The sequence below is a fragment of the Paraburkholderia mimosarum LMG 23256 = NBRC 106338 genome, from assembly GCF_000739815.1.
Lineage (GTDB): Bacteria > Pseudomonadota > Gammaproteobacteria > Burkholderiales > Burkholderiaceae > Paraburkholderia > Paraburkholderia mimosarum.
The window spans coordinates 74,235-95,643 of the sequence record NZ_BBJJ01000023.1 but is presented as its reverse complement, the minus strand read 5'-3'; the positions used below and the strand labels follow the sequence as shown (position 1 = coordinate 95,643).

The 21,409-nt window shown below is 62.7% G+C and carries 15 protein-coding genes and 1 pseudogene; 6 read left to right on the top strand and 10 right to left on the bottom strand.

The window, feature by feature from the left end; genetic code table 11:
• Position 1: 1 nt before the first annotated feature.
• From BMI01S_RS18550 to BMI01S_RS40910, 3 genes are all read right to left on the bottom strand, one after another.
• Entirely contained in the window at positions 2 to 649 is a 648-nt protein-coding gene (locus tag BMI01S_RS18550; protein ID WP_154671268.1) for a CsgG/HfaB family protein, read from the bottom strand.
• Between the two features lie 463 nt (positions 650 to 1,112).
• On the bottom strand, positions 1,113 to 1,304 hold the full coding sequence (locus tag BMI01S_RS18545) for a hypothetical protein (RefSeq protein ID WP_028212310.1): 192 nt from the start codon (positions 1,302 to 1,304) through the stop codon (positions 1,113 to 1,115).
• A gap of 13 nt (positions 1,305 to 1,317) precedes the next feature.
• Entirely contained in the window at positions 1,318 to 1,470 is a 153-nt protein-coding gene (locus BMI01S_RS40910; RefSeq protein ID WP_154671267.1) for a hypothetical protein, read from the bottom strand.
• Positions 1,471 to 1,737: 267 nt separating this feature from the next.
• Here BMI01S_RS40910 and BMI01S_RS18540 point away from each other — a divergent pair, with 267 nt between their 5' ends.
• Complete coding sequence (locus tag BMI01S_RS18540; protein ID WP_028212309.1) at positions 1,738 to 4,512, top strand: cation-translocating P-type ATPase; 2,775 nt, start codon at positions 1,738 to 1,740, stop codon at positions 4,510 to 4,512.
• A gap of 78 nt (positions 4,513 to 4,590) precedes the next feature.
• Positions 4,591 to 6,330, top strand: coding sequence for a Na/Pi cotransporter family protein (locus BMI01S_RS18535; protein ID WP_042290101.1), 1,740 nt, complete (start codon positions 4,591 to 4,593; stop codon positions 6,328 to 6,330).
• 80 nt (positions 6,331 to 6,410) lie between these two features.
• Here BMI01S_RS18535 and BMI01S_RS18530 read toward each other — a convergent pair whose 3' ends face one another.
• The 5 genes from BMI01S_RS18530 to BMI01S_RS18510 all read right to left on the bottom strand — a co-directional run bounded on the left by BMI01S_RS18530 (position 6,411) and on the right by BMI01S_RS18510 (position 10,613).
• Positions 6,411 to 6,665, bottom strand: a complete 255-nt coding sequence (locus BMI01S_RS18530; RefSeq protein ID WP_028231158.1) for a hypothetical protein — start codon at positions 6,663 to 6,665, stop codon at positions 6,411 to 6,413.
• Positions 6,666 to 6,741: 76 nt separating this feature from the next.
• Complete coding sequence (locus BMI01S_RS18525) at positions 6,742 to 7,140, bottom strand: VOC family protein (protein WP_028231157.1); 399 nt, start codon at positions 7,138 to 7,140, stop codon at positions 6,742 to 6,744.
• Positions 7,141 to 7,207: 67 nt separating this feature from the next.
• On the bottom strand, positions 7,208 to 8,764 hold the full coding sequence (locus BMI01S_RS18520; RefSeq protein ID WP_042290097.1) for a methyl-accepting chemotaxis protein: 1,557 nt from the start codon (positions 8,762 to 8,764) through the stop codon (positions 7,208 to 7,210).
• Positions 8,765 to 9,004: 240 nt separating this feature from the next.
• Positions 9,005 to 9,454 carry a CBS domain-containing protein gene (locus tag BMI01S_RS18515; protein ID WP_028212306.1) on the bottom strand — a complete coding sequence of 150 codons (450 nt, stop codon included), beginning with the start codon at positions 9,452 to 9,454 and terminating at the stop codon, positions 9,005 to 9,007.
• Between the two features lie 148 nt (positions 9,455 to 9,602).
• Entirely contained in the window at positions 9,603 to 10,613 is a 1,011-nt protein-coding gene (locus BMI01S_RS18510; RefSeq protein WP_028212305.1) for a DUF2891 domain-containing protein, read from the bottom strand.
• Between the two features lie 609 nt (positions 10,614 to 11,222).
• On the opposite strand from BMI01S_RS18510, the gene BMI01S_RS18505 reads away from it, so the two are divergent.
• Positions 11,223 to 12,227, top strand: coding sequence for a glycosyltransferase family 2 protein (locus BMI01S_RS18505; protein ID WP_154671266.1), 1,005 nt, complete (start codon positions 11,223 to 11,225; stop codon positions 12,225 to 12,227).
• A gap of 244 nt (positions 12,228 to 12,471) precedes the next feature.
• Positions 12,472 to 13,806 (top strand): argininosuccinate synthase, encoded by a 1,335-nt coding sequence (gene argG / locus BMI01S_RS18500; RefSeq protein ID WP_028231156.1) that lies wholly within the window; start codon positions 12,472 to 12,474, stop codon positions 13,804 to 13,806.
• Positions 13,807 to 14,056: 250 nt separating this feature from the next.
• Here the strand turns inward: argG and BMI01S_RS18495 are convergent, their stop codons facing one another.
• Positions 14,057 to 15,439, bottom strand: coding sequence for a replication initiation protein (locus tag BMI01S_RS18495; protein ID WP_028231155.1), 1,383 nt, complete (start codon positions 15,437 to 15,439; stop codon positions 14,057 to 14,059).
• Positions 15,440 to 16,788: 1,349 nt separating this feature from the next.
• Between BMI01S_RS18495 and BMI01S_RS18490 the strand changes: the two genes are divergently transcribed.
• Positions 16,789 to 17,997 (top strand): AAA family ATPase, encoded by a 1,209-nt coding sequence (locus tag BMI01S_RS18490; RefSeq protein ID WP_028212302.1) that lies wholly within the window; start codon positions 16,789 to 16,791, stop codon positions 17,995 to 17,997.
• Positions 17,994 to 18,989, top strand: coding sequence for a ParB/RepB/Spo0J family partition protein (locus BMI01S_RS18485; RefSeq protein ID WP_028231154.1), 996 nt, complete (start codon positions 17,994 to 17,996; stop codon positions 18,987 to 18,989). Before BMI01S_RS18490 ends, BMI01S_RS18485 begins: the two co-directional genes overlap by 4 nt.
• Positions 18,990 to 20,730: 1,741 nt before the next feature.
• Here BMI01S_RS18485 and BMI01S_RS18480 read toward each other — a convergent pair.
• Positions 20,731 to 21,387 (bottom strand): annotated as a pseudogene (locus BMI01S_RS18480) (TetR/AcrR family transcriptional regulator).
• Positions 21,388 to 21,409: the final 22 nt, after the last annotated feature.

The window sequence follows — 21,409 nt, the reverse complement described above, 5'->3', positions numbered from 1 at the left end:
TTCACTTCACCCCTTGCAGTGCGCCTGTATCGATCTGGGCAGCCATGCGGTCGACCGCTTCCTGGATGGCGAGAGTGAGCACCTTGCCATTGAGCGTCGAGTCGTAGCCTGCCGTGCCACCAAAGCCTATGATTTCCCGGTTGGACAGGCTGTATTCGGCCGCGCCACTGCTCGACAGCATCACTTCGGAGGTCGTCGTATCGACGATATTGAGGCTGACCTTCGCGTAAGCGACCTGGCTCTTTCCACGCCCCAGGATGCCGAACAGCTGCTGGTCACCGACCTCCTTGCGGCCAAATTCGGTCACATCCCCCGTTACGACGTAGTTGGCCCCCTTCAGGGCCTGCGCCTTCTTCATGAACGCCGCTTCCTGCCGGATTTCGTCCAGGTTGTCCCGCTCGAGGACGTTAAAGCGCCCGCTTTCCTGCAGCGAAGTAACCAGAATGGTCTTCGCCTGGCCGCCGAGACGGTCGATTCCATCCGTGAAGATGCCGCGCATATAGCTCGAGCGGTTGTCGAACTTGCCCACCGCGATCGCCACGCGATTCCCGACGTACGGCGTTTGCGCACTGCTCGCAGGCGCAACCGGCAACGATCGCGACGCCTCGGTGGCACAGCCGGTCAGTGAACCCGCGACGGCGATACCCATTAGTACTCCAACGCTTCTGGAAAATTTCAAGATCTCAACTCCCGTGGCACAAAATGACGCCTGCTTCGCATGCGGGCACTGCGCCGGTTTCTGCCTGTCCTGATTTCCCCCGCGCGGTGGCCGCTCCGCAAACGGCGACGAGCATTCCCCGGAGCTTGCTGATAACAAGCCCGTAATAACGGTTATTCATTGTTTTATCCGCAGTACTGAACGATGGCTCGCGCGAGGCTATCAAGCCCGTTCCGGAATCACTATCGGACAAATCTGAAATACTTTTATACGGGTTTCTTTATTTTTTCAGTTGAGCGCCGTTGACCACGGACATTCCTGGCCGCGCTGACGTGCGCCACGGCGAAGCCGACGAGTATCACGACCACGCCAACGATGTTCTGGAATTTTTGAAAGAATACCATGGGGCAGAAAGACACCCGACATCGCAGTGCCGGGCGCGCAAAAAACGTAATCAGATGATTTTGCAGGGCGGCTGCGAATCCATTACCGCTCGGGACGCGTGATGAATTGCCAGGGCGCAAAACGCCGCTTCGCTCATGCCGACCGCGCGCGATGCGTCCTGCAAGGAGGCATAGTCGCCAGGATGCAAGGCAATCGCCACGGCGACAGGCTCCGGCTTCGTGGTATTCAGCTTTTCACTCATGACGAGACTCCGGTCAGCTGTCGATCGTTGAAGGCCGGCGATGCACCCCAAGGACCTTCTTCAGCAGGGCAAACAAACGCGCGGGAAAGAGGACGAAGTGGCTGTTGCAGGCGATGCCAGCACGGTCATGCATGCGGCCAACTCGAATCAGGGAAAAGGGACTCATTGCTGCCTCCACAGAAGTCCGAATGGAATGGTGAGATGGTAGAGACGTGCCGCCGGCCTTCCCATAAGACCAGTCTCAAAAACATCTGCCCCCAAAGTCGGCTTGCTGCGGCCGGTTGTCACGTCGTGCCTCACAACCGGTGTCAGACGTTCCCATACATCGCCAGGCGACCCGCGCGCCGTCGAGTGCGCGCGCACCAGGTTGCGCGTGCCCGCCGCGAAAAAAACCTACTATTGCGTTGAATCTCCGAGCGACCAGGGGGCGAAGATGAGTTCAGCCGAGCATGCGGATTCAGGTTCGGGCGCGACGCCGTGGCACGCCATGCCCGTCGAAGAGATCGAGCGCAAGCTCGGCGTCGCGCCATCGCGCGGGCTCGATCCGGCGGACGCGTCGCAACGCCTCGGCACTTACGGTCGCAACGTGCTGCCCCAAGGCAAGAAAAGCGGGCCGCTCATGCGGCTCCTTGCCCAGTTCAACAACGTGCTCATCTATGTGCTGCTAGCGGCCGGCTTCATCAAGCTGATGCTGAGCCTCTGGCTCGACGCCTCCATCATCTTCGCCGTCGTCATCCTCAATTCGCTGCTGGGGTTCCTCCAGGAGGGGCGCGCCGAAAAGGCGCTCGATTCGATTCGCAACATGCTCTCCGCAGAGGCGCGCGTGCTGCGCGCAGGCGAAGTGCGCCTCGTTCCCGCCGACGAGGTCGTGCCCGGCGACATCGTGCTGCTCGAATCGGGCGACCGCATCCCCGCTGATCTGCGCCTCGTCGAGGCCAGAAACCTGCGCACGGAAGAAGCGGCGCTCACGGGAGAATCCGTTCCGGCGGAAAAGAGCACGGGCGCAGTGCCGGCGCGAGCGACCGTCGGCGACCGCGAAAACATGGCGTTTTCCGGCACGATGGTCCTCTCTGGGCGGGCCACTGGCGTGGTCGTGGCAACGGGCAGCCAGACCGAACTCGGCCGCATCAACCAGATGCTCGCCGAGGTCAGCGCGCTGGAAACACCGCTGCTTCGCCAGATCAAGAAGTTTGGATACGTCATCACGATCGCGATCGGCATTCTCAGCGTGCTGCTCTTCGCGTGGGGCCACTGGCTCGGCCACATGACCTTCATCCAGCTGTTCCAGGCGGTGGTGGGCATCGCGGTTTCGATGATCCCGGAAGGCCTGCCCGCGCTCATCACCATCACGCTCGCCATCGGCGTGCAGCGCATGGCGAAGCGCAACGCCATCATCCGGCGCCTGCCCGCGGTCGAGACGCTGGGCTCGGTGTCGCGCATCTGCTCGGACAAAACGGGCACGCTCACCCTCATGGAGATGATGGTGACTTCGGTCGTGACCGCCGATGCGCCCTATGAAGTAACCGGCGACGGCTACGCCCCCGAAGGCGAAGTCCGCGCGGCCGGCAAGGCGCTTGGCGCCGCGCCGCCCGAAGTGCTGTCGCTCATGGGTCGCGTGTCGATACTGTGCAACGACGCCGGGCTCTTCGAGGAAGAGGGGAAATGGAAAGTGGAAGGCGACCCCACCGAGGGCGCGCTCTACCCCTTCGCAGGCAAGCTCGGCATGGACCGCGCCGCGGAAACGGCGGCGGCGCCGCGCATCGACGCCATCCCCTTCGAGTCGGAGCACAAGTTCATGGCAACGCTGAACCGCTGGGCGCAAGGCGAAATGCTGCTCGTGAAGGGCGCGCCCGAAGTCATCATCGAGCATTGCGATCGCCAGCAAACGGCAACCGGGCCCGCGCCGCTCGATCGCGAACGCTTCGCACGCGAAGGTGAGCGGCTCGCCTCGCAGGGCGAGCGCGTACTGGCGCTGGCGTGGCTGCCGGACCCCGGCCTGCAAGTCGGCAACCTCGGCCCGCTGGATCTGCCGAAGACCCTCGTGCTGCTCGGCCTCGTAGGCCTGATGGACCCGCCGCGCAAGGAAGCGATCGACGCCGTGCGCGAATGCCACGGCGGCGGCATCCGCGTGACGATGATCACGGGCGACCACAAGGTCACCGCCGCCGCGATAGCGGGCATGCTCGGCATCGGCGACGGCAGGACGGCCGTGGCCGGCACCGAAATCGAGGCGATGAACGATGCTGCGCTGCAGGAATGCGTACGCGACGTGGATGTGTTCGCGCGCGCGAGCCCCGAGCACAAGCTGCGCCTCGTGAAGGCAATCCAGGCCAACCGGCAGGTGGTCGCGATGACGGGCGACGGCGTGAACGACGCGCCCGCGCTCAAGAAGGCCGACATCGGCGTGGCCATGGGTATCAAGGGCACGGAGGTCACGAAGGAGGCGGCCGGCATGATCCTCGCCGACGACAACTTCGCTTCGATCTCCGCGGCGGTGAAGGAAGGACGCACGGTCTACAACAACATCGAAAAGGCCATGCTTTTCATGCTGCCCACGAATATCGCCCAGGGCGCCGTCATTGCCATCGCGATCCTGTTCGGCTTCACGCTGCCGATCACCGCGCCGCAGGTGCTGTGGGTGAACATGGTCACGTCCGTCGCGCTCGGCCTCGTCATCTCGTTCGAGCCGCATGAAGACGACGTGATGCAGCGCCCGCCGCGTTCGATCGACCGGGCTATCGTCACACCTTTCGGCGTGTGGCGCATTCTCTTCGTCGGCGCGGCGCTCGTGCTCTATACGCTCGCGGCATTTTTCTGGATGAAGTCGCAGGGCGCGTCGGATTCACTTGCGCGCACCGCCGCCGTCAACGCGATCACACTCGGCCAGGTCTTTTATCTTCTCAACAGCCGCTCGCTGATCAACTCGGCGCTATCGGTGCGCGCGCACATGGGCAATGCGTATCTCTGGTACGGGATTGGCGCTGTCGTGGTGCTGCAGACGCTCTTCACCTATACCCTGCCCTTCCATGCCATCTTCCAGACCGAGTCGCTGCCGCTGGCGACGTGGTTCTGGCTGCTGGCCGGCGCAGTGCTGTTCTTCCTCGTCGTCGAAAGCGAAAAGCTCGTCATCCGGTCGATTCCGGCGTTGAAAAAATCGGTGACACCTCAACCGCGCAAAGGAGCGACAAGGCAGTACCATGACGCGTAGCGTCGCTTCGTCAAGCTGAGCTGTCGTTGTCCTTGTCGCTATCGTCGTCGTCCTGGCGCGAGAGGGAGGGCCATTGCCATGCTGTCTGGTGCGAACCTGAATCTGGTCAACGTTGTCGGATTGCTGATTGGCGGGCTTGCGCTGTTCCTGTTCGGTCTGGACCTCATGACAGGCGCGCTCAAGACCATCGCGGGCGCGCGCCTGCAGTCGCTGCTGGGCTCGCTCACCGCCAACCGGTTTCGTGGCGTGCTCGCAGGCGCGGGCATTACGGCGCTGCTCAACTCGTCCACCATCACCACGGTGCTGCTGGTGGGCTTCGTCTCCGCGCGGCTCATGACGCTGCGGCAGGCGATACCGATGATCATGGGCGCGAACATCGGCTCGACGCTCACCGCGCAGATCATCGCCTTCAACATCTCGGCGCTCACGCCATTCATGCTCGCGGGCGGATACGTGCTCTATGGCTTCGCGAAACGTGAAACGCTGCGCGAGCTGGGCGGGGCCCTCCTCGGCCTCGGCTTGCTGTTTCTCGGCATCGAGATGATGGGCAACGCCACCCGGCCCTTGCGCGATTACCAGCCGTTCATCGACGCCATGCAGGACATGCGCTATCCGTTGATCGGCGTCGTGATCGGCGCGGTGTTCACGGCCATCGTGCAAAGCTCGGCCGCCACGCTGGCCATCGTGATCGCGCTGGGCAGCCAGGGATTGATTCCGCTCGAATCGGGCATCGCGCTGATCCTCGGCGCCAACGTGGGCACGTGCGGCACCGCGCTGCTCGCGTCGATCGGCAAGTCGGCGGAGGCGGCGCAGGTCGGCATCGTCCACCTGCTCTTCAATGTGCTTGGCGTGCTGTTCTTCGTCTTTGCGATTCCGCAGTTCGCCGATTTCGTTCGCCTGATTTCGCCTTCCGCGCCCGAGCTCACCGGCGCAGCGCGCCTCGCCGCCGAAACGCCGCGCCAGGCCGCCAATGCGCACACGGTTTTCAGCGTATTCAGCACCTTTGTGCTGATCTGGTTCACCGGCCCGATTGCGAAGCTCGCCGAACGCCTCGCCCCGGTGCGGCGCGAAGCGTGGCAGGGCCCCGGCGTGCCGCGCTACCTCGACGAGACCCTGGTCGAAATGCCGGCGCTCGCCATTGCCCGCGTGCAGCTCGAACTGGCTTCGCTCGGCAAGCAGGTCCAGGTCGTTGTCGAGCAAAGCGTCTCGCTGGCCGTGCAAAGCTCGACGCGGGCGCTCTCCGCGGTAACGAACGAAGACAAGGCGGCGGATTCGCTCAGCACCGCCATTCTCACCTATATCGGCAAGCTCTCCGATGCGGTCCAGAGCGACGACGAAGGTCGGCAGCTGGTGGATCTCGCGCGTATCGCGACCTGCCTCGACGCGATCCGGGACGTGGCGACGACGAGCATGCTCGCGCTGAGCCAGCGGCACATCGCGCAGAGCGCGGACGTGTCCCGCCTGATCGGCAACCCGGCGGGCGTGCGTTTCGCCAGCTCGGTGATCCAGCATTTCACGCTCGCCGTGCAAACGATCTCGCATCCAGACGTGGACGTCGTGACGCGCATCGTCGACGCCAAGGCGGAAATCGAAGCGCAGTCCGACCTCGCGCGGCAGCACGTCATGTCCACGCTGCAGCTTCGCAACGAGGGCGATGCCTTCATTTTTCGCTTCGCCAACGACATGATCGAGCAGCTCAACGAAATCGCGCGGCTGTCGCGCGCCATCGCCAAGGCCACGCGCTGGCTGCACGATGTCAAGGTGGCGGAGCCGGCGGCCGAGGCTGAAGCGGAGCCTGAAACCGAGCCGCAGGCATGACGGCGCGACAGCCGCGCGTTCTGCGCGTGGCCTTTAGCGCATCTGCGCGCGGTGATCGCCGCGCTGCGGGTGTGACGGCGTTACTGGCGGTCCTTGCCCCAGCGCCAGCGAGGCGGTTCGCCCTTCAGCCAGCACACTGCGGTTAGTGCGAGCGTGGCGAGTATCACGAGCCCGGCAAAGATGAACGGATGCCCATGCGGTTCGCAAAATACCGCAATCAGGCAGATCGACAAAATATACAAGACGAGCGCCACCCATCCCTGCCAGGTGGACGGGAGTCCCCACCCCCATCCATAGCGTTTGGCTGGAAACCAGTATTTGTCAGAGCGTGGCATTTCCCCATCTCCCACGTATCGCGTTGAGCGGCGAGGACATGGCCGCCGACTTCCGCGCGTGGCGCGACGCGCAACGTCAGGCCGGCGCCGAATGGCACACGGCCTCGACCCGGTTGCCGGCCGGATCGATGAGAAACGCACCGTAGTAGTCGGCGTGATATTGCGGCCGCAAGCCTGGGTCGCCATCCGAGCGGCCGCCCGCCGCGAGACCGGCCGCATGGAACGCGTCGACCTGCGCGCGCGAAACGGCCTTGAAACACCAGTGACGCTTGTTCGGTTCGATGACGCTGGCGTCGAGATAAACGGCGAGACACGACGATTGCGTATCGGCAGCGCTGCAACGCTCGCCGTAGCCGAGCGCGGCGGGCCGGTCGTAGACCTTGACCGCGCCGAGCGCGTTCATGATGGCGTCGTAGAAGGGGCGCACTGCATCGAGATCGGGAACGCCGATCGATACATGATCGAGAAGCTGCATCGTGTCTCCAGTCGGTGGTCGCGAAAATACGACTATAACCGGCCAATCACGCCATGCAGCGTCCGCTTTACCCTGCTCGCCCGGTGCGGAACACCGAAACCGCCGCGTTCAGCCGGTGCGCTTCGTTTTCGAGCGACGAAGCGGCAGCCGTTGCCTGCTCGACGAGCGCCGCGTTCTGCTGCGTCACGAGGTCCATCTGGCCCACGGCGACGTTGACCTGATCGATGCCCGTGCTCTGCTCCGCCGCCGCCGATGCGATCTCGTTCATGATCGCGCTCACGCGCGCGATCGCCTCGACGATCTCGCTCATGGTCGAACCCGAGCGCTCGACGAGGCTCGCGCCCGTCTCGACGCGCGCGGTCGATGACTCAATCAGCTCCTTGATCTCCTTCGCCGCTGCGGCACTGCGCTGCGCAAGCGAGCGCACTTCGCTCGCCACCACCGCGAAGCCGCGCCCCTCCTCTCCCGCGCGCGCCGCTTCCACGGCCGCGTTGAGCGCGAGAATGTTGGTCTGGAAAGCAATGGCCTCGATCACGCCAACGATCTCGCCCACGCGCCGCGAGTGGCCCACGATGTCCTGCATGGTGCCGACGACTTCGCGCGACAGCGCGCCGCCCTGCGCGGCAAGGCCCGATGCGCCCTCGGCGAGCGTGCTGGCCTGCCGCGCGTTCTCGGCGGTCTGCTTGACGGTGGACGTAAGCTCTTCAATGCTCGCCGCTGTTTCCTCGAGCGAGGCCGCTTGCTGCTCGGTGCGCTGCGAGAGGTCCGTGTTGCCCGCGGCGATCTCGCTCACGCCCTTGTCGATCGATTGCGCGCCTTCGCGCACGCTGCTGACCGTCTTGGTGAGCGCATCCTGCATCTGCCGCAACGCGGATTGCAGGCGGCCCATTTCATTGGTGCTCGTCGATTCCACCGTGCCGCTCAGGTCGCCGGCTGCGATGCGCTGGAACTGCGCGATGGCGGCATCGACGGGATGTACGATGGCGCGCACGAGCGCGGCGCGGCCGATCCATGCGAGCAGCAGCGACAGCGCCATGCCCACGGCCACCGCGATGCTCACCGCGTTGAAGCGGTCTTGCGCTTCCTGATAGCGCTGCGCGCCGAGGTCGATCTGGCGCTGCTCGAGCACGAGCATGGCCTTTTCGTACGTGTTGTAGAGCGCCGGCAGCTTATGGCCCTGCAGTTCCTGGAACGTGGTCTTGTCGCCGGCTTTGAGCGCAGCCAGCGCCGGATCGACGCCCTCATGCAGGAAGCTGTTGCGCTTGGCCGCGATGAGATCCTGCGCCTCGCCTTCGCCGCTCGCAATCGACAGATAGTGGTCCAGCCGTTCGTTCGAGTTCTTCAGGTATTGGTCGAAGCGCTTGAGCACCGCCTCCGCGGCGTCGTGGTCGCCCAGATCGGAGAGCGATGCGTTGGTGGCAAGCGCAAGGCGCAGACGAAGCAGCTGGCCGGCGCTGCCTTCGAGATCCGCGACAGCCGGCGTATTGACCGTGTACATGGTGCGCAGCGATTCGTTGCCCGCTCGCATCGACAGGAGTCCTGTAGCGGCCCCGACCACCAGCACGACGCCGAAGAAGGCGATCATCACGGTCAGGCTCGCGCGTATCGACAGCTTGGGAAGCATTCCTGGTCTCTCTGGCGTGGAGCGCGCGGCTCTGGAGGCCGCCCGCTGCGTTCGTGGTTGTACCGGCGCGCTTGCCCAGTGCAGCCCAAGTGACCAGGCTGATTAAGCGCCCAGTACATAACAACGGCAGGAGACGTTGCGAACTTTATGGTTCGCGGCGAAGAAGCACGGCCGTTAGCAACGCTGCGCAATGCACGTCAATATGTGGGACGCGCAGGCCCCATTCGGCATCACGCGGCATCACGCCTTCGGCTGCGCCGCAACGGGGTCGACTTCGGCGCTCTCGTCCATCGGCACGAGATAGCGCAGCACGTCGCGCCAGCTCACGATGCCCACCGGGCGGAATTCGGCATCCACGATGGGGATGCACGAAATCTTGTTGGACAGAAAGAGGGCCACGGCTTCGGATAGGCTCGACTCGGGCCGCAGCGTGAGCGGCTTGCGGCTCATGATTTGATGCACGCGCTTGTTGAGCGTGCCCAGATCGCGCGCGGATTCGACCACGCTGTCGATGAACGGGCTAATTGCGCGCAGCAGATCGCGATCGGACACGACGCCTTGCAGCTTGCCCTCTTCGACCACGAGGAGATGGTGAAAGCTCGCCTTCGCGAAGATTTCGCGAACCGTCGCGAGCGTATCGTCGAAACCGATCGTGACGATACGGTTCGTCATGAATTTCTCTACTTGCATACCTTCCGGACCTGGTGGATTCGATGTCCCCCGCCGGCGTATGCAACGCGGATTGCGACTGCGGCGCGGGCCCATGCCTGGATATCGACCGCCCGCGTGCAAATCTTCAGTCGGGACGCCGTTGGCGCCACCCGATCTCACGCATCGTCTACGCTTCCAGCGCAAGCGTCGCGAAGGTCGCAAGCCAGTGTTCGCCCATATAGTCCCCGGCCACGTGCTCGAGTGCGCTGGCGAGATGCGTTTGCGCAGCGGCGTTGAGCACGGCAACGCGCGCATCGTCCGCTGTCAGCGCGCGCGCAAGCGAGCGCTGACACCACGCGCGACTCAGATTGAGCCCGTCGAGGTGGGCGATCTTGCCGTCGCTGCGGTCCGTGACGGTGGCGGGCGTGAAGAGCGTGGCGGGCTCACGCGCCGCAAGGTTGGGCAAGAAGCGCGTGAACCACGGCTCGAAATCCGGCGCGGGCAGCACGCGGCTCATCAGCAACGCCACGCTGAGCGCGGGTGAAAGAAACTCGTCGCCGCCGGGCTCCCACGCCTGGCAGGCCGCGTCGTTCGCGTGCCAGCGCATGGCAGTCGCTTCGATCAGCGTGGCCAGCGACGCTCGCGAGGTGGCTTTCGCGAAGTCATGCGCGAGCGTCAGCGCGAAGGCCGTATTGAAGTGCGTGCCCACGCGCAGCGGATAGGTCGCCTTCGGCAGGAATTCCTCGAAACGCTCGACGAACCACTGCGCGAGCGGCGCGAGCGCCGACTTCCACGGCTCGGCTTGCGGCAACTCGAGCGCTTCTACCTGCGCCGCGAGCGCGAGGAGCCATGCCCAACCATAAGGCCGCTCGAAACCGCGGTTGTGCGCCAGCGTGAGGTAGGCCATTTCGCCGGCCATCTTGTCCGCGGTGAAATGCTCGTCGACCACGGCGACGATCTGCGGCGCCTCGGGCAGGCCGGGAAAACGCTGCAGCAGATGCAGTACGAGCCAGTAGCCGTGCACGCACGAATGCCAGTCGTAGCTGCCATAAAAGACCGGATGCAACGCGCGCGGACCTTGCACGTCCTGCGGCCCTGCAAGCGAGTGCGTGAGCTTGTTCGGATATTCGCGCGTGAGATGAGCGAGCGCGAGCGAGGCGAACTTCGAGGCATGGGCGGTAGTGAGATCGGAGGTCATCGTGAGCTTTTCAGGTCGGGAAAACGAAGGCGTACCTCGGCAGCCTGTTCGCGACAGGCAGCAGCACGGCGGCAGGCCATCCTTGATTGCACCGTTTTCGTCGCTCGATTCGAGCAGCGCTGCGGGAACGATGTTGAAGTCCTCGTCCCTCGCTGTCCCGAGCGTACACGAGTGGGTGCCGCCGCGTCGCGGCGCGGGCATGGGGCGGGCGGGTTGGGCCGTTAGTTGCATCTATATGGCTGGATGCTTTGCTCTTCTCTGATCTGTGCGTTATTAATCAGTGATCCAAAATGAATGCTTGCTGATGGCCCAACCCTCGCGGCGCGTCGCGACACGAACTCCGCGCCGACACGCTCGCCACCGCTCACCCGGCTGAGACGGGCCGCCGCCGGATTTTCTTTCCGATTCCTCAGAGGAAAACCGGGCGTTTTTGCGCGATGCCCGACAGGGCGGGCGTTGCGGGCTGCCGTGCGCAAGCCGCGTTCCTTGCGATTTATTTTCGATTTCTTTCGGGTTTTTTTCATTTACCGTCGGTGGCCAACGGATGAAGTCGCCAGCGTGAACCTGCTTGCGCCGACTTCTTCGCCTACTCAAGACCGGGGCTCGCTCATGACGACAACAACGAAAGTCTCCATTTGTTTGCCGACGTGCAACCGGCCCGAGTTGCTCGTTCGCTGCATCGAATCGTGCCTGATGCAAACGCACACGAACATCGAGATCGTGATCGGCGACGATTCGCACGACGATCGAACGGCGCAACTGGTCACCTCCCGTTATGGCGACGACCCGCGCATCGCCTACCGGCGCAACGTGCCCGCACTCGGACAGGCGCCCAATGTGGCCAGCCTCTTCGAGCGCGCGAGTGGAGACAAGATCCTGCTGATCCACGACGACGATTACCTGCTCGTCCACTGCATCGAGACACTGCTTGCGCAGTGGTCCCGCCACCCGGATCTGGAAGTCGCGTTCGGCGATCAATACGAAACCGATCATGACGGGCGCATCATGCACGCGGCGAGCGAGCGCATGAACCGCGCCTATCACCGCACGCCGAGTGCTGCGGGGCTGCAAGATCCACCGGGTCGCGCGGGCATCGTGCAGATGTTCCCCAACAACGGCTGGCTCGCCAACGCGGCGCTCGTCAAGCGCATCGGCTACGACGACCGCTACGGCACCTGCTGCGATTACGTGTTCGGCACGCGGCTTTGTCTCGCGGCAAAGCGCGTGTGCTACGTGAACGAATACGTCTCGTGCTACCGCATGACAGATGCTTCGGTCTCCCAGGCAACGCGGCGCAGCATCAATGCCTCGTCGATTTCGGCATGGCAGTTTCTCGAGGGCCTCGCGCTGCCGCCCGACCTCGAACCGGCGCGCAGGCTCGCCAGGCGCCGGCTGGTGCCGATCGTGGTGTCCCTGCTCGCGCGCAATCGCGAGGCGCGCGCCGGGCTGCAACTCGCGCTCGGCAATCTCTATGCTTACCGGTTCGGCTTGAGCCCGCGGCTCTACTACCACTTGCTGATGATCTGGAAAGCCACGCGCCGGCCCCGCGAGGAACCGGTCGCGCCGAGGGGCATCGACCATGGCGTCGATGCGTCGAGAACGCGGATGCCGTAGCGCGAACGTCGGACGAGGCGCAAGCGCTCCCATCGTTGAGTGCGTTCTGTGCGCGATCGAGGCTGCCCGGGAGAGGCTGTGCCGAAGCCGCCGCCCCAAATCGGGGCTAGCGGCCGTGGCCCTTTTATTTGCGTAGAAATCGCGGCGAAAGCCGCCAGGCTTGCCGAATGGCCGGGGATACAAGATACTTGACGATTCGACCGAATTCCCTCCGCATTCTCGTTCTACCGGGTCCTTTCTCATCATGAGCACAATTCTTGAAAGCCTTCCGACCGGCCAAAAGGTCGGTATCGCGTTCTCCGGCGGCCTCGACACCAGCGCCGCGCTGCACTGGATGAAGCTGAAGGGCGCCGTGCCCTACGCCTACACCGCGAACCTCGGCCAGCCCGACGAAGACGACTACGATTCGATCCCGCGCCGCGCGACCGAATACGGCGCCGCGGGCGCGCGCCTGATCGACTGCCGCGCGCAACTCGTGGCGGAAGGCATTGCCGCCCTGCAATGCGGCGCGTTCCACATCTCGACGGCCGGCGTCACGTACTTCAACACCACCCCGATCGGCCGCGCCGTGACGGGCACGATGCTCGTGGCCGCGATGAAGGAAGACGGCGTCAACATCTGGGGCGACGGCTCGACCTACAAGGGCAACGACATCGAGCGCTTCTACCGCTATGGGCTGCTCGTCAACCCTGAACTGAAGATCTACAAGCCGTGGCTGGACCAGCAGTTCATCGACGAACTCGGCGGCCGCGCGGAAATGTCGGAATTCATGCGCCAGTCGGGTTTCGCATACAAGATGTCGGCCGAGAAGGCCTACTCGACCGATTCGAACCTGCTCGGCGCGACGCACGAAGCGAAGGACCTGGAAAGCCTGGAAAGCGGCATCAAGATCGTGAACCCGATCATGGGCGTGGCGTTCTGGCGCGACGACGTCAAGATCGACAGGGAAGAAGTCACGATCCGCTTCGAGGAAGGCCAGCCGGTCGCGCTGAACGGCCAGACTTTCCCGAATGCCGTCGAACTGCTGCTCGAAGCGAACCGCATTGGCGGCCGTCACGGTCTGGGCATGAGCGACCAGATCGAGAACCGTATCATCGAGGCGAAGAGCCGCGGCATTTACGAAGCCCCGGGTCTGGCTCTGCTCTACATCGCGTATGAGCGCCTCGTCACGGGCATTCACAACGAAGACACCATCGAGCAGTACCGCGAAAACGGCCGCCGCCTCGGCCGCCTGCTGTACCAGGGCCGCTGGTTCGACCCGCAGGCGATCATGCTGCGCGAGACGGCCCAGCACTGGGTCGCGCGCGCCGTGACGGGCGAAGTGAAGGTGGAGCTGCGCCGCGGCAACGACTACTCGATCCTCAGCACGAAGTCGGACAACCTCACGTACCAGCCGGAGCGTCTGTCGATGGAGAAGGTCGCTTCGACCTTCTCGCCGCGTGACCGCATCGGCCAGCTCACGATGCGCAACCTCGATATCGCCGACACGCGCGATAAGCTGCGCGTCTACTCCCAGGTGGGCCTGCTTGCGCCTGGCGCGGCTTATACGCTGCCGCAACTGAACGACGACAAGAAGTAAGGCGTCGTCGCTCCGCGAACAAAGGGAAGGCTCTGTGCCTTCCCTTTTTTCATGGATACGCGGGGATGCAATGGTGGTCCGGGTTACCCACAGATTCTGTTGGCAAGCTTGTGGAGAACGCTTGGGACGACTACCTCAAGCCCTTGATCCATCGGGTGTTTCCCGCCGGGTGATCGCTGGAGGCAGCGCGTGCCCGGCCTGCGCATAACACGCCTGCCGCCAGATCAGGCGCGAGGTGTATTGAACACACTCACCCGGTGGCAAGCTGCTTCATCTTCCCGTAGACGAATTGTCCGAAATACCACGACAAATCGGAATGGTTGAGGATGTTGGCATCGGAGAGCGCGCCCGCCTCGAGCTTCAGGCGGCGCAGCATGAGCTTGCCGGCCTGCGAGGCGATGTAGAGCCGCACCAGCTCCTTGCGGGTCTTGTCGTCGGCCGATTCGAAGTGGTCCCGGCCTTGCCTGACCTCCTCGTTGCGCTGCGACCTCGCCTCTTCGTCGCGGGCCGCGATGCTCTGCTTCACGGCCGTGGTCGCCTCGGTTCTCGCGATCTCCTTCGCCGTCGCCGCGACGGCCTGCTCGCTCTGGATCGCCACCATCTTGCGCTCGGCCTCCGAGACCTGCCAGTTGTGGCTGAGCGCCTTCATCAGATACCCCGCCGGGCTCTTGGTCACCTTGCCCTGATTAAGCCGGAAACGCGTGTACTCGATGGCCTGCTGGATGCGCTCGTCGGTCCAGCTCATGCGGTGCTCCGCGATCACGTCGAACTGCTTGTTCGAGAGGCCGAACTCCTCCTTGAGCGTGAGCAGCAGGTCGTGCGCATCGGGCTGCCGGCTCAGGAGCGCCGCAACCGTGTCCTTGCGCTTCATCCGGAAGCGGATCTTGTTGATCTTGCGTGAGGTTTCCGAGTCGGCCCGGGTCTCGTAGCTGAGGTCGATATCGGAAAGCTCGTTGATCTGGCGGACCGCCGGATCGAGGTACTTGGGCCGGAAATGCTTGAACTCCGACGCGCTCGTGCCGAGTTTGCCCGGCCAGCGCCGCATGACGTCGAGTTCGATCCAGTCGGTCAGCCCGGCCGCCACGAAGGGCAGCACGTAGTCGTAGATCGCCCGCGCGTAGGTCTGCGAAAAGGACGCCGTGATGCACAGGTTGAGCCAGTGATGTTTGTCGGGACCGGTGATGTGGCGCAGCATGAGCGGCGGAATGCGGAACTGGATGCGCCCCTTGCCGATCTTCACGCTACCCATCAGCTGCTCGGAAATCCACTGGTCGTCTTCGCTGGGTGCGCGGTCGGGCGGCGTGTCGGTCACCTCGATCAACACGCGCTGGGCTTCCTTGATGACGCTCTGCAAATGACGCACGTTGCGGCTCTCATAGCGCATGAGCCACTTGAAGTAGTTGAGGTCGACGTCGTAGATATCGCGCGGCGCGGGCTCCTGGGCAGCAATGAAATAGGCAGCGTCGATGAATCGGCGCGACGACAGCCCAAGCCCATTGATGGCGACGAACACATTGTTGCGCTGAAAGCCGATCTCACGCGTACTCTCATTGATCGGCTGGCCGGACATCTCCTCGAAGAGTCCCAGCGACATCTGCTGTGTAGTTGTCCTGCGCCCGCTCTCCTCCGACATACGCCCGCTCTCCCGTCGACATTGGCGGGCACTCTATCATTCCCTAAACACAAGTCAACACAATAAACGTTACCTCAAACAGGCGCCTAAACCAGCGTGCGCACAACAAACGTACCTTGCTGCACAAATATCTCCACACCCCCGCACACAAAACGGGACGTGCGAGCACATAAACCGCTGCTTCGAGCACATAGAACGGTGCTTTTCCGGGCTAAGTAGCTGAGCGCAAAGAGTTTGGCGCTGTACGTTAGTTGGTTGGTGAGTTGTTTATGTTTAAGTAAACAAACAAACTCCGCGGCAGAAAGAACGGCTCAGGGCTCGATTTGGCGCGAGGCGTTTCGGCTCTGTGGCCGAAAAGAGGGGCGCTTATTTCCCGGAACCCCTATGGCTACAGGCTTGCAACGAGGCGGCCTGCCGAACCGACGGCGTTGTCTACCAGACGGAGCGCTCAAACAGGTAACGATCTCTGTGCAGCTGTGAGGGCGAAGGTAGTGGTTTATGTGCGCACCGGCTTCGGGTGGCACGCAAAGACGCGTGACAGGTCGAAAGCCGCTGGAGAGGAATGCCGAGGGCGCTCTTTTCAATCAGCACTTTGCAGGGTAACGGTTTTTGTGAAATATCGGCCGCTCGGCAAGGCAACGGTTTTTGTGCGCGTGCTACGGGAGGCCCGGGGTAACGGTTTTTGTGCGCGCGGATCGCCACAAGCCCCCTGGGCGCCTCGTTTATCGAGGTAACGGAAATTGTGCTGGAGTTGTGCAGGCGCGTGACGTCGCGGTTCCGATTCCCCGGAACAAGCGAAACCGGCTACTGCTGCTGCACCAGAGGACGCGAAGGTAACGGTTTTTGTGCATTGTGGGTGCGCGAGCGCATCACGCCGGCCTTCCGCGCGGGCAGGTGGTAACGGTTTTTGTGCACTTCTGAAGCGACGGGGTGCCGGTAAAAGACCAGGAGCACAAAAACCGTTACTGTTCGCGGGCGACTGATCCTTTTGAAGAACCGCGCCGTGAAAACCGCACAAAAACCGTGACCCTCGCTTGCGCAGGTGACCCCCTCAATAACCTGGGCGACGCCGCAGCCGGATCTGCACAAAAAACGCGACCTGTGACAGGTTTGATGGAAGGCCCTTCGAACAGGCGTACGCTCAAAAAGCACGCAAGCCGGGCGCACGATGGATCATGGTCGCAATGCCGGTGCTAACGCCGCTGGCCCTGCTGGCCTGCCCAGCGGCCTACGGGACCTTCCAAGGCCTTTTGAGAGGGTATTTGTTTCATATCGCTCTCAATTAGTGTGTTTTCATACACTTTTGCTGTATTCTACGCTTTATCCAAATTCTGATAAAAAGCGTATTAATGGCAAAGACTATCGAGTTACCGTCGATCGATCGACGCGTGGATCTTTCCGCGATCACCGAGTTCGCCGAAGAGGCCGGCCGTCTGTCTGAGGAGCTCAGGGAGATGATGCTCGCACCGCGGCCGCGAAAGGCGGCGCCCACCTTTACGTCCGCGCAGGTCGCAGAGCTCTGCGGCATAGATCGCATCAAACTGAACAACTTGCTAGCCACCCGGGAGGGTCTCCCACAAGGTGTGGCGCAAGGCTCGGGGCGCAGCCGGGTCTTCACCCTGGCAGAAGCGCGAACCTGGGTCCAGCAGGTTTCGGATATCTACCAGACGCCGCTCCATACCGGCGTGCGCGATGCAGACGGCAAGGTGCTTCTCGTCGCGAACTTCAAGGGCGGGTCGACGAAAACGACCACGACCATGTGTCTCGCCCAAGGCCTGACCTTGCGTGGGCGCAAGGTGCTGCTCATCGATCTGGATCCTCAGGCGTCGCTGACGGAACTCTGCGGTCTCTATGCCGAAAAGGAAGTGACGGAGGACAGCACGGTCCTGCCGTTCATCTATGACCCGCACATGGAAGGCGGCCTGACGAATTTCGTGCAGGAAACCTACTGGGACGGCCTCGACGTCATTCCCGCGCACCCTACGCTCTTCTCCGCGGAATTCCACATTCCTGGCACCGTGATCAAGAACCCGGGGTTCAAGTTCTGGGACCTGTTGCGCCAAGGGGTGGAGTCGCTGCGCAAGCAATATGACTACATCATTCTGGACACGGCACCGTCGCTGTCATATCTGACGATCAACGCGCTCATGGCCGCGGATGCAATGGTCATGCCCCTCGTCCCGGAAAGCCTGGATTTCATCAGCTCGGTTTCGTTCTGGAGTCTCTTTTCCGACCTCGCGCATACCATCATGGAGCGCGGCGACGAAAAGACCTACGACTTCGTTTCTGTGCTGCTTTCCAAAGTGGACTACGGTAAGACGTCGTCGGCGCCAGTCGTGCGTTCGTGGGTACAGCGGACTTACAAGGACTGGGTGAATGCGCTCGAAGTGCCGGCGAGTTCGGCAATGAGCAACGGCGCGTTGGCAATGGCGACGGTGTTCGATATCAGCAAAGGCGATCTCGCCGACAAGACGGTTGCACGCGTGCGTCAGCCGCTCTCGGATTACGTGCGGTGGATCGATGATCTTTACGTAGAACAATGGAGGGCGGGCAAGTGAGTTCATTCCGCGACAAGATGGCGGCGAAGACCGCTGAACTCGGCTCTTCTTCGGAGCGGCCGGCCCCCGAACGCCCGGCTGCCGTCGCACCGGCCGAGCCGCGCCGCAGCAGCGCGTTCAAGACCGGACCCGGAATGCTCGGCGCATTGGCCGTTGCTCAGCAACGCATTCAGGAACTCGAGAGTACGAGCGACAAGCTCATGTTGCCGGTGAGCGCGATTCAGCCGAATCCGTGGCAACCGCGCAAGATTTTCAGCGACGAGGGCCTCGCATCGCTCGCGGAATCGATACGCGAAGTCGGGCTCGTCGAGCCGGTGGTCGTTCGCCGGGCGGAAAACGGCTATCAGCTGATCGCGGGCGAGCGACGTCTGCGCGCGCACGCGCTGATTCAGGCGCAGGAGATTCGTGCCTCCGTTATCGAGTGTTCGGACCAGGACATGGCGGTGTTGGCGCTCGTGGAAAACGTCGGTCGCGAAGACCTCACCGATTACGAGATCGGACAGTCGCTGCGACGGGCCGAGCGGGAGTTCCCCACTCGCAAGCGCATGGCCGAGGCGCTCGGTATGTCGCGCAAAGGCCTGTACCGCTTTCTGGCGTTCGAGAACCTCCCGGATTTCATGCGAAAGGATCTCGATTTGAATCCGCGATTGCTCGGCGGCTCGGCAGCGGACGAGGTCGTTTCGGCGATCAAAAAATACGGGTCGGCGGGTCTGGCGGCAGCACGTGAGTTGTGGCCGGCCGTTGTCGCTCGGACACTGGACCAAGGGAAGCTGGCCGCGGCGATCGGGGCACAAGCGAGCCGGGGCGGTTCGACCGAACGCGTCTCAGAGCGCAGCATCGAGAAGATTTTTTCGGGGAAGAGCCACGCCGGGAGCATTACCAAGGATGCCAACAGCTTTACGGTGAAGCTGAAGACCGGCGTGCTGTCCGACGCGCAGGAAACGCAGATTCGGGAACTGATCAGTCAGCTGTTCAATGTGAAGCCCGGCTGAACCCCAGTGGGGTTGTCGGTTGAATGGGGAGCCCGCTTCGGCGGGCTTTTTTTTGGCTGTGCGTGTGTCGAGTTGACACACCGTACCGGGGGCTGCGGCACGTTGTTATCGTCCAGCGGATCGAGTTCGCGTCTTGAGATCGACATCGACATATCCCGAGCCAGCCAATACGTCTGTTGCTCATGGGCCACCGGCTGGTGTGTCGAGTCGACACACTATGATCGGAATGCCCCGACTCGCATGACGCGTGTGACATCCGACTCCTTCGAGTTGAAAAAACGGTCGGCTGAACGCTTTCCTGTCCCAAACCGCTTACGGTGAGCACCTGCCGGCGTTTCCCCTTAGCCGATGCTTCTTCCCTATCTGATGACGGACCTCGAAGACATAGACGTCCGGGCAAGTGTGTCGAGTCGACACACGATAGGTCGACCGCGTTCTCACCGGACGGAGACGACTCCCGTTGGCGCACCCAGCGCGTAGGGCGTCGCGCTGAACTGCCGATGCACAAGGGCTTCGCGCGCAAGGGTCGACTAACGTGCGTGAGGAGGCTAGTCGACAGGAAAGGGATGCACAAGGGCAACCCTGAACTGCGCGTTAGTCGCTGCCTGCAGTGTGTCACGTTGAAGCTATCAACTCTCGGCCTGTGTGGGGACCTCGCGCTAGTTGCACCTGCACCGCCCATACGGAACGATGCCGCGACTCACGGCAATCCACCGGTCTGTGCGATCGAATGGTTCGGCGATGTGTGTAGAGTCGACACACATCTGTGCAACGCAAAGTTTCATGGTTTGTGGACAGCGAACCCGGCAACGACGCCCGATCGCTGTCCACTGGCGGACCTCCAGCAGCAGGCGAAAAGGCTGGTGCCGCAGGCTCAACGCTTCACCCCTTCTTCGAGCCAAGGATTCACGAATGCTGGTCCCAGGAGATCGCATGCGTCGTCCCCTCTGCATTCGTTGCCGTCCAGAGGGAACCGGTAACTCAGCCGGCCGCAATTCCTACGCCGACTCGCGAACGTTGGCTTGATATTAGTCGCGGCGTGAGGCGTGTATGGGGTCGATGAGTTTGTCTACGCGCTCATCGCTCCGTGAGCGTAACGTACGCGATTTTTCCGCAGGGGCCGGAAGTAGCAGCTCCTGAATTGTCTCATTGCCAGGGCAGGGCAGACCCCAAGCTCACCGGCGGGAAACCGCAGTGGCGATGGCGAACTGCAAGAGGCGCAGGGTAAGCTCGGGGAATCGCTTGACAAAAGCAATGCAACTAACAGATTGAATGCCAATGTGAGCGCACTTTCGACCGGACAAGGCATATGGCCATGCCGGTGAGGCGCCGGACCCTCTCTGACGAACGGCACTGGCGAATACTGTCACGCGGGAACCCAGGAACAAGACGGACCTGAACGTACGCATGCCGCGACCCCCGCGTCCGAAGGGCTGGGAAAACAGGGGAGTGGAAAATATGGCGCCGATGATGAGCACCGACATCCGCAATAGGGCCGCGCTAGCCGTGGAACATTTTTCTAAAAAGACCAAAACGGCCCCAAGCCTTATCGTGCAAGCCCTACGAGCCAGAAACCAACCAAATTCTCGTAGTTGTTTCACGACACTACCGACTCTCCGACCCCCAAATGCCGGAGAAACTATCGCCGGCAGGCAAAAACCCGCACAACCTCGATCGTTCGTATATTTTCATACGTATTTTGTAGTTCAATCGATATCTTCGGAAGACGCGGCGGCCTGGTTCACCCGAGCATATTCAAAGCCGTTTGCAGCACGACGCGCTTGTACTTCGCCTGCTGTTTCGGCAACGCAGAGAACACCTACAGGAGATGCCCGTAGGCAACCGTTTTACTAATGCCGTTCATCAGCATAAAGAACAGCACGTTTGCATCGACCACTTTGAGTGTCCCGCACTTTCCGGCATCGGCGAGCAAAGGAACCAGCACGCGATGATAGGGGCGCACCAGGCGCTCGACGAGCAGCCCGAAGCGCATACCTTCCTCAGTGGCGGCCGTCGCAAAGAAAAGGCCGATGTCCGGTTCGTCGAAAACTTTGTCGATGTAGATTTCGAGCGCGCGCTCCACGCGCTCGCGCGCCCCCAACGGCGACTCGCGTAATGCCGCCGTCGCCGCGATCATGGGCACGGCGTGTTCGGCGATCTGTTCGACCACCGCGGCCCAGAGCGCTTCCTTGGAGCCAAAGTGATGCGCGAGCAACGCCGCATCGACGCCGGATTCGCGCGCGATCTCACGCACGCTCGTAGCGTCGTAGCCACGCTTCGCGAACATGCTGCGCGCGTTGCGCAATAGCGCGTCCGGCCCGACGGAGCTGCCATGCGCGGGGCGTCCGCGCGCTCGTTTCTTCGCTGGGGTCGTGTGCGAGGTGGCCGCGCTCTTCATGCGTCTCGACGGTATCTATCTG

Coding starts and splice junctions, on each gene's coding strand:
- BMI01S_RS18550 (WP_154671268.1), bottom strand. CDS start 649: ATGGGTATCGCCGTCGCGGGTTCACTGACCGGCTGTGCCACCGAGGCG.
- BMI01S_RS18545 (WP_028212310.1), bottom strand. CDS start 1,304: ATGAGTGAAAAGCTGAATACCACGAAGCCGGAGCCTGTCGCCGTGGCG.
- BMI01S_RS40910 (WP_154671267.1), bottom strand. CDS start 1,470: ATGAGTCCCTTTTCCCTGATTCGAGTTGGCCGCATGCATGACCGTGCT.
- BMI01S_RS18540 (WP_028212309.1), top strand. CDS start 1,738: ATGAGTTCAGCCGAGCATGCGGATTCAGGTTCGGGCGCGACGCCGTGG.
- BMI01S_RS18535 (WP_042290101.1), top strand. CDS start 4,591: ATGCTGTCTGGTGCGAACCTGAATCTGGTCAACGTTGTCGGATTGCTG.
- BMI01S_RS18530 (WP_028231158.1), bottom strand. CDS start 6,665: ATGCCACGCTCTGACAAATACTGGTTTCCAGCCAAACGCTATGGATGG.
- BMI01S_RS18525 (WP_028231157.1), bottom strand. CDS start 7,140: ATGCAGCTTCTCGATCATGTATCGATCGGCGTTCCCGATCTCGATGCA.
- BMI01S_RS18520 (WP_042290097.1), bottom strand. CDS start 8,764: ATGCTTCCCAAGCTGTCGATACGCGCGAGCCTGACCGTGATGATCGCC.
- BMI01S_RS18515 (WP_028212306.1), bottom strand. CDS start 9,454: ATGCAAGTAGAGAAATTCATGACGAACCGTATCGTCACGATCGGTTTC.
- BMI01S_RS18510 (WP_028212305.1), bottom strand. CDS start 10,613: ATGACCTCCGATCTCACTACCGCCCATGCCTCGAAGTTCGCCTCGCTC.
- BMI01S_RS18505 (WP_154671266.1), top strand. CDS start 11,223: ATGACGACAACAACGAAAGTCTCCATTTGTTTGCCGACGTGCAACCGG.
- argG (WP_028231156.1), top strand. CDS start 12,472: ATGAGCACAATTCTTGAAAGCCTTCCGACCGGCCAAAAGGTCGGTATC.
- BMI01S_RS18495 (WP_028231155.1), bottom strand. CDS start 15,439: ATGTCGGAGGAGAGCGGGCGCAGGACAACTACACAGCAGATGTCGCTG.
- BMI01S_RS18490 (WP_028212302.1), top strand. CDS start 16,789: ATGGCAAAGACTATCGAGTTACCGTCGATCGATCGACGCGTGGATCTT.